The sequence below is a fragment of the Piscinibacter gummiphilus genome, from assembly GCF_032681285.1.
GTDB classification, from domain to species: Bacteria; Pseudomonadota; Gammaproteobacteria; order Burkholderiales; family Burkholderiaceae_C; genus Rhizobacter; species Rhizobacter gummiphilus_A.
Genome location: NZ_CP136336.1, coordinates 3,672,816 through 3,684,477, shown reverse-complemented (window position 1 = coordinate 3,684,477; position 11,662 = coordinate 3,672,816). Strand labels below are relative to the sequence as shown.

General features: G+C 70.0%; 9 protein-coding genes. 3 read left to right on the top strand and 6 right to left on the bottom strand.

The genetic code is table 11. The features are described 5' to 3' along the window. The first annotated feature begins 24 nt into the window (after nucleotides 1-24). On the top strand, nucleotides 25-2,814 hold the full coding sequence (locus tag RXV79_RS17195) for an endo-1,4-beta-xylanase (protein ID WP_316699219.1): 2,790 nt from the start codon (nucleotides 25-27) through the stop codon (nucleotides 2,812-2,814). A 10-nt stretch (nucleotides 2,815-2,824) separates the two neighbouring features. Here the strand turns inward: RXV79_RS17195 and RXV79_RS17190 are convergent, their stop codons facing one another. The 5 genes from RXV79_RS17190 to RXV79_RS17170 form a co-directional block, all read right to left on the bottom strand. Further along, a complete protein-coding gene (locus RXV79_RS17190) occupies nucleotides 2,825-5,326 on the bottom strand; it encodes an FtsX-like permease family protein (RefSeq protein ID WP_316699217.1) in 2,502 nt (833 codons plus the stop codon). A gap of 31 nt (nucleotides 5,327-5,357) precedes the next feature. After that, nucleotides 5,358-6,128 carry an oxygen-binding di-iron domain-containing protein gene (locus RXV79_RS17185; protein ID WP_316699215.1) on the bottom strand — a complete coding sequence of 257 codons (771 nt, stop codon included), beginning with the start codon at nucleotides 6,126-6,128 and terminating at the stop codon, nucleotides 5,358-5,360. 84 nt (nucleotides 6,129-6,212) lie between these two features. Further along, complete coding sequence (locus tag RXV79_RS17180) at nucleotides 6,213-6,866, bottom strand: ABC transporter ATP-binding protein (RefSeq protein WP_316699213.1); 654 nt, start codon at nucleotides 6,864-6,866, stop codon at nucleotides 6,213-6,215. Next, nucleotides 6,859-7,794, bottom strand: a complete 936-nt coding sequence (gene miaA, locus RXV79_RS17175) for a tRNA (adenosine(37)-N6)-dimethylallyltransferase MiaA (RefSeq protein ID WP_316699211.1) — start codon at nucleotides 7,792-7,794, stop codon at nucleotides 6,859-6,861. Before miaA ends, RXV79_RS17180 begins: the two co-directional genes overlap by 8 nt. After that, a complete protein-coding gene (locus tag RXV79_RS17170) occupies nucleotides 7,791-9,050 on the bottom strand; it encodes a multidrug effflux MFS transporter (RefSeq protein ID WP_316699209.1) in 1,260 nt (419 codons plus the stop codon). Before RXV79_RS17170 ends, miaA begins: the two co-directional genes overlap by 4 nt. Before the next feature lie 60 nt (nucleotides 9,051-9,110). Here RXV79_RS17170 and RXV79_RS17165 point away from each other — a divergent pair, with 60 nt between their 5' ends. Further along, complete coding sequence (locus RXV79_RS17165; protein WP_316699207.1) at nucleotides 9,111-9,503, top strand: PA2779 family protein; 393 nt, start codon at nucleotides 9,111-9,113, stop codon at nucleotides 9,501-9,503. A gap of 6 nt (nucleotides 9,504-9,509) precedes the next feature. After that, nucleotides 9,510-10,430, top strand: coding sequence for a PA2778 family cysteine peptidase (locus tag RXV79_RS17160; protein ID WP_316699206.1), 921 nt, complete (start codon nucleotides 9,510-9,512; stop codon nucleotides 10,428-10,430). Here RXV79_RS17160 and RXV79_RS17155 read toward each other — a convergent pair. After that, a complete protein-coding gene (locus RXV79_RS17155) occupies nucleotides 10,409-11,527 on the bottom strand; it encodes an ABC transporter substrate-binding protein (RefSeq protein ID WP_316699204.1) in 1,119 nt (372 codons plus the stop codon). The two genes, RXV79_RS17160 and RXV79_RS17155, sit on opposite strands and share 22 nt — an antisense overlap. Nucleotides 11,528-11,662: the final 135 nt, after the last annotated feature.

Genomic DNA, 11,662 nt, shown 5'->3' with positions numbered 1-11,662 from the left:
CACCTGTTCATTGAAAGGATGGGAATGAAATCCAGCAGTCTGATCCTCAAGGGCCTCGTCGCCTTGCCTGCGGCATTGACGATCGCAGCCAACGCCCTCGCTGCGTCCGACAGGCCCACGAACCCTGCGCAGTGGCCGGCGCTGAAAGACGTCTACAAGTACCACTTCCTGATCGGCAGCACCAACCTCAGCGCGCCCAACTTCGCGCCGACCGTCGTGCCCGGCGAAGACTCGGTCGCGGCCATGACCGTGAAGCACTTCAACGCAGTGACGCCGAGCAACGCGATGAAGCCCGACTTCTGGAATGGCGGCATCAATGGCCCGGCCCCCAACTTCCTGACCAACTTCACGACCGGCATCAACGTGGACATCGCCGCGGCCAATGCGCGCGACGTGAAGGTCACCGGGCACACGCTGCTGTGGCACAACCAGTCGTCTCAGTGGCCCGCCGCCAACGTGCTGACGCCCAACGGAGGCTGGGAAACCCCGTGGGACAACGCCATGGCGAAGTCGAGCCTGGAGTTCTACATCCGCACCGTGGCCGGGCATTTCGATCGCGCTCCCCAGAAGACCTACGCCTGGGACGTGGTCAACGAAGCGTTCAAGGACAACCCCGAGAACCCCGCCGACTGGCGCAACGCGCTGCGCACCGGCTACAACCCGGAGGAGCGGCCGTCGCGGTGGGCCCAGGCCTACGCCAAGGGCGGCAAGAGCTGGGACTACATGTACGACGCGTTCTTCCATGCCCGCCAGAACACCACGGCGCTGCTCAACTACAACGACTTCAACGACGACGAGCGGCCCGCCAAGGCCCATGCGATCGCGGCGATGGTGAAGGAGTTCAACGAGCGCTACGCCGCCGAGTCGGCCGCCGGCCGCGGCCGCATCCTGCTCGATGCGAAGGGAAGGCCACGGCCGCTGGTCGACGTGATCGGCACGCAGGGGCACTGGGACATGCGGCTCAACCTCGACGCCTTCGAGCGGACCCTCAAGACCTACCTCGAGATCGGCGTGAACGTCGACCTCACCGAACTCGACCTCGCGCCCACGCTGGGCCTCGACAAGGCGCTGCGCATCCAGAACGGCCCGGAGATGGACGCGCTGTTCCTCGAGCAGGGCATCCAGTACGCGAAGCTCTTCAGCCTGCTCAAGCAATACGCCGCCGGCCCGGGCGGCGAGAACCCGCAGTACAAGGGTGGCGTGCACCGCGTCACCTGGTGGGGCATGACCGACCCCGGCTATCACACCAACGGCTACCCGTGGTCGGCCGTCGGCCAGCCCAAGGAAGCGTACTGGGCCACCGTGAGCCCCGAGCAGTACCTGCTCGCCGCTGGCCTGCCGGCGCAAGGTGTGCAGGCGACCTTCCGGTACGGCGGAGACCACTTCAAGTTGCGCACCTGGGGCGGCAAGAGCGCCCGGGCGACGCTCGACATCCATGTGCCCGTCGGCACGACGCATGTCACCTTCACCGAGAAGAACGTCTCGCTGCCACCCGGCTTCGCCGTCGAGAGCATGAAGTACAACCCGCCAGACTGCGCCGTGGTGCCCGGCAAGCCCTGCCACGTGACGGTGACGGCGAGGGGCCCTGCGCCCGCGCCCAAGTACCGCGAGGTCGGTGTGGACAACACCGCGACCTTCGTGCTGTCGTTCGGGCACATGACGGTCTCGTGGATGGATGCGCCCAACTCGCTGGCCGCGCCGCTGTCGTATGCCGAGGTGCGCTTCAGCGATGGGCACACGAAGTTCAGGCAGTACAAGACCTACTACGCGGCCGACGGCATGGCGCGCGCTTCCGGCGCGAGCGACATGAAGGTCGTGCCGAAGCATGGCCGCGAGACGCTCGTGCTCTCGCCGCAAGACCGCATCTCAGCGCCGGCGGGCCTCCGGTTCGCGAAGGACGCCTCGACCGAGAAAGCGTGGCGGCTCATGAAGCGCTTCGAGCCAGGCCGCACGTACATGGTCGCGTCTGCGTCGACGCTGCTGGCCGACGGTGGCGAGCTTCGCACCCACGTGCTCACCAACCGGAGCAAACCCGCGTCGACGACCTCACCTGAGTCGCTGTCGCGCACGCCGGTCGTGCTGCGCGGCGACACGCTCCTGCCCTTGCGCAATTCGAACGCCCCGGCGAGCGAGCCGGCACTGGCGCAGGACAACCACAAGTTCATCGTCGAGGAGTCCAAGAGCCCCGCGGCAGGACCGTACTCCGCCGCGGAAGGGCGCACGCTGCAAAGCTTCATCCACGGCAGCAACGTCTACCCGCACGTCATGTTCCGCGGCAATGGCGCGAGCGGCACGGTGGTGGGTGGCCAGCATTCGCTGATCACCCGGCAGACGAACGGCCAGGAGGGTTCGCAGATCGCCGACCGCGTGCTGGACCAGGCGGTGTGGTTCAACACGCCCATCGACTCGCGCACCGGCGAGTTGAAGATGTTCCAGTACACCAGCCGAGGCGGCCAGCATCATGTGCTCAGGGAAGTGGCGGACGGCGTCACGCCGAACCGCGACGCCAACAACGCCATCAGCCAGCGGCAAGGCTCCCTCGGCGGCTTCGTCGCCGCATTGGCGGGCGGCCCCGAGGAAGGGTCGGGCGTGAAGCTGTACGCCTACGACATAGAGCCGTATGTGCCGGGCGATGTGGACGGTGACGGCCAGCTCACCTGCGCGGATGTGTCGGCCGCGACGGCGTCGCTCTGGAAGCGCGCGGGTGAGGCCGGCTACGTGCGCAACGCCGACTTCGACCAGGACGGGGTCGTCGAGATGCGTGACGTGTCCGCGATCACCCGGCTGCTGCCGCCGGGCGTGCGGTGCAGGTGAGGGGCCGGCATCACCAGTCTTCCTTCACCGCCAGCGCCATCTGCCGGGACGCCGCACGGCGCGCCGCCAGCCACGCGGTGAGCGTGCCGGCGGCCACCACCGCGGCGCACAGCAGCGCGAGCCGCCCGGCGGGCAGGGCCATCTCCATCGTCCAGTGGAAGCTCTGCGGGTTGACGACCTTCACCAGCACCACGCTCACCGCGAGGCCGAGCACGAGGCCGAGCAGGGCGCCGGCGCAGGTCCACACCGCACCTTCGCTGGCCACGATGGCGAGCACCTGCCGGCGCGTGAAGCCCAGGTGCGCGAGAAGGCCGAATTCCTTGCGGCGCGCCAACACCTGCGCCGAGAAGCTCGCCGCGATGCCGAAGAGCCCGATGCCGATGGCCACGGCCTGCAGCCAGTAGGTGACGGCGAAGCTGCGGTCGAAGATGCGCAGCGACACCGCGCGCAGCTCGCCGGCCGTGGCGAACTGCAATGACTCGGCGTCGGCGCCAGCCAAGGTGCGCAGCGACTGCTGCAGGGCGGTGACGTCGGTGCCGGCCTGCAGGCCGAGCGCGAGGTCGGTGATGCGGGTGTCGCCGCTCAGGCGGCGGTAGTCGTCGCCGTGCAGAACCACGGCGCCGTGCTGGTGGGCATAGTCGCGCCACACGCCGCGCACGAAGACCTCGATGCGGCGGCCATCGGGCAGCGGCAGCGTGGTGCGCTGGCCGGGCCGCAGGTCGTAGAGGCGGGCCATGCCCTCGCTCACGTAAGCCGCCGTCGCGCCGGGCGGCAGCGGCTGCAGCGGGCCGACGAGCGGGAGCGACTGCGCGGCATCGGCCATGTCGCGCGCCATCAGCGCGACGGGCGGGCGCTCGGGCGCGAGCTGCACCGTGGCCGCGCGCTGCGTGATCACCCGGCGCACGCCCGAAAGCTTTGGTGCTTCTTCCACCAGCCTAGGCGGCAGGCGCGCGCTGTCGCCCGAGGGCACGCGCACGTAGAGATCAGCGGGCAGCACCTGGTCGAGCCAGTCGACCATCGAATCGCGAAAGCTCGTGACCATCACCGTGAGTGCCACCGCGAGGCTCAGGCTCGCGACGACACCCGCGACTGCGATGGTGGCGGTGTGCCGCTCGTGCCGGGCGCGCTCGACGGCCAGCAGCGCGAGCGCATGGCGTGGCGGCGGCAGTGCCTTCAGCAGCAGCCCCACGCCCGCCGGCACGCAGGCGATGCCACCCAGCAGCAGGCAGGCCACGGCCGCGTACGCCGGGATCGGCAGCTCGGCCACCGGAGGCAGTGACGCGAGCACGCCCGCGGCCAGCAGCATCGCGGGGCCGAACCACACGAAGCCTGGCGGGCCATGCGCAGTGCTGAGGCCCTTGAGGGCCTGGGCCGGCGCCATCTGCTGCGCAGCGCGTGCCGGCACCCACGCGCCCACCACGGCCGCCACCACGCCCAGCGTGCCGTAGAGGCTGGCCGCCCAGAGGCTGAACTGCAATCGCGGCGCCACGCCAGGGAAGTAGCCGCCGCCGAGGTCACCCGCCAGCAGGCGCAGCGCGAGTGCCGCGAGGCCGGTGCCCAGCAGCAGGCCGATGGCGCTGCCGACGACGCCCAGCAGCAGTGCCTCGAAGAGCACCAGTCGCAGCCGCTCGCCGGCCGAGAGGCCGAGCACGCCCAGCAGCGCGAACTGCGGCTGCCGCTGCGCCACCGAGAGCGAGAGGATCGAGAACACCAGGAAGGCGCCGGTGAAGAGCGCCACCAGCGCGAGCACCGTGAGGTTCACGCGGTACGCGCGCGACATGTTCGAGGCGCGCTCCGCCGACTCGTCGGGTGAAGCCGCGCGCACGCCTTCGGGCAGCGCAAGCGCGCGCAGCACCGCCGCACGGTCGGCGCCCGGTTGCAGGCGCACGTCGAGGCGGCTCAGGCGGCCGAGCCAGCCGAAGCGGGTCTGCACGGCGGCGATGTCCATCACGGCGAGTGGCGGTCCTCCGGCGGCGATGCGGCCTTGCACCTTCACCCTGGCCCAGCCGTCGGCGGTTTTCAGTTGCAGCGGCGCATCGCCCAGGCGCTGCCGTGCAGCGTCGTTGAGGAACACAGCGTCGGCCGACAGCAAGGCGAGCCGCTCGGCATCGTCGTTGACGCGTGGCATCAGCGTGGGGGCGACGGGCGCGGCCGAGAGTGCGTCGAGCCCGAGCAGCTTCAACGCCACCCGCTCGCCGAAGGGCAGCTGCGCCTGCACGTCGAGCTCGATCACGGGGCTGGCCACTTGTACCTGCGGGTGCCGCGCCACGCGCTCGTAGAGCGCTTCGTCGAAGCCTTCGCGTTGTGCACGCAGCTCGAAGTCGGGCTGCCCGTTGACCGATCGCACCGCGGCGCCGAACTCGGCCAGTGCCGACTGGTTGATGAGCTGCACCGAAAACGCCAGCGCCACGCCGAGCACGATGGCGAGCAGGGCGGTGAGCGTGCGCAGCGGCTGGTGGCGCCAGGCCGGCCACGAGACGTGGCGCAGCAGGGGGAAGGCGGTGGAGGTCACCGCCCGATTGTGGTCGGGCAGCGCGGGGCGCTCAGGCCGGCACGCGATAGTCCTTCGAGGTCAGCAGGTCGATGCCGCATTCGAGCCGCTCGGCCCACTCGATGAACTCGCGCACGGCCGGCCCGCGCATGGGCGAGCCGTGCTGCGGCACGATCATGTCGATGTCGAGCGAGCGCACCATCTGCGCCCAGTGGCGCATGACCTTGTTCGACACCATGTAGCGGCGATGGAAACCTTCCATGCGCGGCACATGGTCCGCGAGGCGCGTGACGAACTCCTGCGCCTGCGCGCCGGTGCCCATCGAGGCGCCCAGGTCGCCCGAGAAGAGGATGCGGCTCACCGGGTCGTAGAACTGGAAGTTGCCCTCGGAGTGCAGGAAGTGCGCCGGCAATGCCACGAGTTCACTGCGCCCCACGGGCACACGCATGCCCGGGTCGGGAATGCCGACGATGCGCCCGTCGGTCTTGCCCGACTTGCAGAAGTGCGGAATGAAGCGCTCCCACACGCGCGAGATGTAGATCTTGGCGGAGGGCGTCGCGGTCATCCAGCGGTCGAGCGAGGCGATGATGTCCGGGTCGGCGTGCGAGGCGAAGATGGCCGAGAGCCGCTGCGGCGTGAAGTGCCGCGTCATCGCGAGGTAGAGCTCGCCGTAGGCGAGGTTGCCGCCCGGGTCGATGATCGCGCCGGTGTCGCCGTCGATGATCAGGAACTGGTTGGACTGCACGACCTCGGTGCCTTCCTGGCAGAGGTCGGTGAACATGAGGCACTGGTGGCCGCCGTGGTTGTAGAGCTCGATGGGCATGGGGGCGCAGCTTAGGGACTCGCGCCTCGCCACCCCTTGCGCGCCGTCAAGCCGACCGCGCTCCCGTCACACCCTGCAACCGAATCAGGGCGCGATGCCGTCCTGCCGCAGCGTGAGCACGCGGTCGGCGTGGGCCGCGGCGTGCTGCGAGTGCGTGACCAGCACGCAGGCGGCCCCATGCTCGCGCACTTGTGCGGCCAGCAGCGCCATCATCCTCTCGGCGGTCTCGGGGTCGAGGTTGCCGGTGGGCTCGTCGGCGAGGATCAGCTTCGGCTGGTGCACCAGCGCCCGTGCCAGCGCCACGCGCTGCAACTGGCCGCCCGAGAGCGTGCGCGGCAGGCGCTCGGCGAGTGCAGCGAGGCCCACCGCGTCGAGCAGCGTGCGCACGCGCGTGTCGTCGGGGCGGCCCTGCAGCAAGAGCGGCAGGCCCACGTTGTCGGCCACGCTCAGGTGGGGCAGCACGTGGAAGGCCTGGAACACGAAGCCGAGCTGCGTGCGCCGCAGGATGGCCTGCTGCGCTTCGGTGAGGTGGGTGATGTCGGTGCCGGCGATGTGCACGCTGCCGTCGTCGACCGTGTCGAGCCCGGCGATGCAGTTGAGCAGCGTCGATTTGCCCACGCCCGACTCGCCGAGGATGGCGACGAACTCGCCTTCGCAGAGCGTGAGGCTCACGTTGCGGAAGACGGTGCTCTCGCCATAACGCTTGGCGAGCGAGCGGATCTGGAGCAGATCAGGCATGGCCCATCGTCTGCGCATGCTGGCGCGCGAGCGCCACCACCTGCTGCACCGCATCGGGCGCTTCGCAGGCCACCACCTGCCGCTGCGGCATGCCGCGCAGCCAAGTGATCTGGCGCTTGGCGAGCTGCCGCGTGGCGGCGATGCCGCGCTCAGGCAGGTCGTAGAGGTCGTCGGCGTCGAGTGCTTCCCAGGTCTGGCGGTAGCCCACGCAGCGCATCGAGGGCAGGTCGGCATGCAGGTCGCTGCGCTCTCGCAGCGCCTGCACTTCTTCGACGAGGCCGTGTTCAAGCATGGCGTGGAATCGCTGAGCGATGCGCTCGTGCAGCCAGGCGCGGTCGGTCGGCTCCAAGGAGATGAGCGGGGCGTGCGTGAGCACTTTCTTCTCGCTGTGGAACGACGACATCGGCTGGCCGCTCACACGGTAGACCTCCAGCGCGCGGGTGATGCGCTGCTGGTCGGCGGGCTTCAGGCGCGCGGCGGTGATGGGGTCGACCCGCTGCAGCTCGCGGTAGAGCGCATGCAGGCCTTCGCGCTCGAGCTGCTCGTAGAGCGCGGCACGCACGCCGCGGTCAGCCGCGGGCATGGCATCGAGCCCTTCGAAGAGCGCCTTGTAGTAGAGCATCGTGCCGCCCACGAGCAGCGGCAGCTTGCCGCGCGTGCGGATCTCGGCGATGAGCCGCTGCGCATCGAGCACGAAGCGTGCGGCCGAGTAGGCCTCGGCGGGGTCGATGATGTCGATGAGGTGATGCGGCGCGAGGGCCAGCTCGTCGGCGCTGGGCTTGGCGGTGCCGATGTCCATGCCGCGGTAGACGAGCGCCGAATCGACGCTGACGATCTCGACCGGCAGCACCTCGGCAATCGCCAGGGCGGCCGCCGTCTTGCCCGAAGCGGTGGGGCCGGCGAGGCAGAGGTAGTGGTGCTCGTTCATGCGCGGGAAGCGGGGGATGCGGTGGAGGTGCGGTGAGGTTCGCCGTGGCGCTGCACCAGCGTCCAGGCCACGAGTGCGATGCCGACACCGAAGACCCCGACGCCCAGCGTCATCGGGTAGACGGTGCCATCGAGGTGCTTGCCGAGCCACATGCTCACGAGAAAGGCGCTGACCGACATGCCGAAGCCCGACAGCGAGGCCGCCGTGCCGGCCTTCTCGGGAAACGGCCCGACGGCCCCTGCCTGACTGCAGGGCTGATGGATGCCGTGCCCCAGCGCGTAGAGCCACTGCGGCACCGCGATGGCCCACACGTTGTGCACGCCGAAGAGGCTCAGGCCCGCCATGCTCACGCCGCCCGCGAGCGACAGGCCGGCGCCGATGGCGACGGCACCGCGCAGGCCGTGCGACAGCAGCAGACGGCGGCACAGGAAGGTTCCGGCCGTGTAGGCGATCGAGCTCGACAGCAGGAAGAGGCCATAGCCCGCGCGCGAACTGCCCAACACCTCGATGAAGACAAAGGACGAGCCGGCCAGCGTGACGAAAAGCCCGCCATAGGTCAGCGCCGAGAGTGCGGCCCAGGAGAGGAAGGTCGGGTGCGAGGCGACGTTGCGCCAGTTGCGCAGCATCGGGGCGATCTGCGTGGCGCTCGGGTTGCGTGCCGGCACCGTCTCTTCGAAGCGCCACACCACGAGGCCGAGTGCCGCCGCGCCGAAGACCGCGAGCACCGTGAGCGCCGCATGCCAGTTGATGTATTCGACGAGCACGCCCCCGAGCAGCGGGCTCGCCATCGCGATGGTGCCGAGGCCGGTGAGCGCGCGCGACATTACGCGTGCGCCGTCGTGTGGCGCATAGAGGTCACGGATGATCGAGCGCCCGCAGGTCACGGCGGCAGCCATCGCCGCGCCCTGCAACGCACGCCACAGCACCAGCCACTCGATGGCAGGGGCCGCCGCGCTCAGCACGCTGGCGAGGGTGTAGAGCGTGAGGCCCGCCAGCAGCACCGGCCGGCGCCCGAAGCGGTCGGCCAGCGGCCCGAACACGAGCTGCCCGAAACCGAAGCAGATGATGAGCGCCGACAGCGTGAGCTGCGCCGAGGCGATGTTGGCGCCGAGGTCGCGCGTGAGTGCGGGCAGGGCGGGGAGGTAGAGGTCGGTGGTGACGGGCTGGATGCCCATCAGGAGCGTCAGCAGAAGCACCACCGTGGCCGGGCTCATCGCCACACGGTGGGCCGCAGGGGCGGCCGGGGTCGGGGTCATCGTGCGAGGGTAGCAGCCTTGATACGATGCCGCTCCCTGTTTGCCCGCGGAGCTGACCCGATGTTGACGAAATCCCGCCGCCTCCTGGCCTTGTGTGTCGCGCTGAGCTTCGGTGCCGTGCACAGCGCGCAGGCGGTCGAACTGATCACGGCCGAGCAGGTGGTGCAGCGCGGGGTGGGAAGCGATGCGCAGCTTCGCCTGCGCGCCGTGCTCGAACGCAGCGACGTGGCCGCCGCGCTGGCCGAGCGGGGCGTCACCGTCGAGCAGGCGCATGCACGCGTCGCGGCCTTGACCGATGACGAAGCCGCCCAGCTGCTCGCCGAGATCGACAGGGCGCCCGCGGGGGCGTCAGGCGAACTGATCGGCACGCTCATCCTCGTCTTCGTGGTGCTGGTGTTCTCCGACATCCTCGGCTTCACGCGCATCTTCCCGTTCCTGCGCCCGGCCCGTTGAGGTGATGTGCGCCGGCGTACCTGCCTTGCGCTGACGTTCGCCCCGCTGGCGGGCTGTGCGGTCCAGGCCGAGGCCTGGCTCGCTGAGGCGCCTGCTGGCCTGCCGACGCGCTTGGAGCTGTCGCGCACGCCCTTCTTTCCGCAGACTGACCTTCACTGTGGCCCGGCTGCGCTGGCCACCGCGCTGGGCGCGGTGGGCCTCGTGGCATCGCCCGCGCAGTTGGGCGGCGAGGTTTTTCTTCCGGCACGCGGCGGCAGCTTGCAGGCCGAGATGCTCGCCGGGGCGCGCCGGCATGGAGCGGTCGCCGTGCGCATTCCCGGCACGGTGGAGGCGGTGCTGCGCGAGGTGGCGGCCGGCCATGTGGTGGTCGTGCTGCTCAACCTGGGACTGGCCATCGCGCCGCGCTGGCACTACGCGGTGGTGGTGGGCTACGACCTCGACCAACGTGAGCTGCTGATGCGTTCGGGCACCGTCGAGCGCGACCGCATCGCGCTGCGCACCTTCGAGCACACCTGGGCGCGCGCGGATCACTGGGCGTTCGTCGCGCTGCCGCCCGGCCGCTGGCCGCTCACGGCGCGCGCCTCGGCGGCGGTCGAGGCCGCGGTCGGCTTCGAGCGCAGCGCTTCACCGGCGCAGGCCTTGAAGGTCTATGAGAGCGGCCTGGAACGCTGGCCCGAGAGCCTGCCGCTTGCCATCGGCCTGGGCACGAGTGCGTATGCGGTGCGCGACACGGCGCGGGCCAAGGATGTGTTTCGCCGCGCCGGTGAGCAGCACGGCAGCGGTGCCGCGTGGCTCAACCTCGCGCGGCTGCTGCAGGCGGAAGGCAAGCGCGACGATGCCATCGCCGCCGCGCAACGCGCACTGCGCGACCCGCAGTGGGCAGCGCAGGCGCGGCTTCTTCTCGATCAGCCGACCATGCGGCCGTAACGGTCGAGTGCCACGAGCTCGACGTACTTCGAGCCCTGCGTGCTGCCCGGCGTGAACTGCACGGTGTAGCCGCCGAGGTCGGCACGCAGGTTGGAGAGCGCCTCCTTGATGCCGCGCTTGTTGGCACCGGCACCACGCATCGCGTTGCGCGCGGCTTCGACCGCGATGCGCCCGCTGATGTAGCCCTCGAGCGTGGCCACGTTCACACGCTCGTCGCTCTTCATCGCGGTGAGGTCTTGCTGGCAGCGGCTCACCACCTGCAGGCCCATCGCCGAAGGGCGCGGCACCACCACGCTCAGGATGGCGCTCTGGCCGCGCGCGGTGAGCGTCTCGATCAGGTCCTGCCCCGCCATCGACGAGGCGTAGAAGAGGCCCTTGTACCGGGCCGCATGCATCTGGTCGATGATCGCAGCCACCGGGGCGGCGTTGGTCACGAAGAGCACGCAGTCGAGGCTGGCGCCGGCCAGCCGGTTGGACGCGGCCTGGAACGACGCCGGGTTCTGGTCGACGGCGATCACTTCGCGCGGCGCGATGCCGGCGCTGGCCAGCGCCCCCGTCATCGCACCCAGGTTGGCCGGGGTGATGCCGACCTGGTGCACCAGGCCCACACGCAGCAGCGCGCGCTCGTGGGCGTAGGTCACCATGCGCTTGAATTCGAGGTCATGGCCGGCGCGCACGTGGAAGGCCGAGTGCACCTTGTCGTTGCGCAACCCCATCGTGCCGCTGGCTGGGCCCACGAGGGCCATCTGCTGCTGCTCGATGGCGCTCATCGCCGCTTCGGTGCCAGCGCCGCTGGTGAGGCCCACGAGCGCGGCCACGTTCGAGCCGAGCAGGGTGCTCACGTTCTGCACGCAGCGCTCGGGCGAGCCGGCGTCGTCAAGTGTGATCAGCTCGAAGCGTGTGCCACCCGTCCTGGACGCCGCTTCGAAGGCGGCCACGATGCCGGCGCGCACGTCTCGCGCATGTTCGGAGCCGAGGCCCGTCATGGCGGCCGACTGGCCGAACTTGATGACATTGGTCTGCGCCAGCACGCGGCCCGCAAACCCAGCGCTCAATGCGCCCGCCACACCCCCAACGATCAGATCTCTGCGATTCATTCTGAGTACCCCTGTGGTCTTGCGACAGGAGCGCATTAGCCGCTCAATCGGGGTGTTACGGCGTGTCTGCTTGTTGCACGGCTTTTGCCACGGCAAGGGGTTGGACCCCCTCGTTTAAGGGGGAAATTGCACAAA

Coding starts and splice junctions, on each gene's coding strand:
- RXV79_RS17165 (WP_316699207.1), top strand. CDS start 9,111: ATGTTGACGAAATCCCGCCGCCTCCTGGCCTTGTGTGTCGCGCTGAGC.
- RXV79_RS17195 (WP_316699219.1), top strand. CDS start 25: ATGAAATCCAGCAGTCTGATCCTCAAGGGCCTCGTCGCCTTGCCTGCG.
- RXV79_RS17155 (WP_316699204.1), bottom strand. CDS start 11,527: ATGAATCGCAGAGATCTGATCGTTGGGGGTGTGGCGGGCGCATTGAGC.
- miaA (WP_316699211.1), bottom strand. CDS start 7,794: ATGAACGAGCACCACTACCTCTGCCTCGCCGGCCCCACCGCTTCGGGC.
- RXV79_RS17180 (WP_316699213.1), bottom strand. CDS start 6,866: ATGCCTGATCTGCTCCAGATCCGCTCGCTCGCCAAGCGTTATGGCGAG.
- RXV79_RS17185 (WP_316699215.1), bottom strand. CDS start 6,128: ATGCCCATCGAGCTCTACAACCACGGCGGCCACCAGTGCCTCATGTTC.
- RXV79_RS17170 (WP_316699209.1), bottom strand. CDS start 9,050: ATGACCCCGACCCCGGCCGCCCCTGCGGCCCACCGTGTGGCGATGAGC.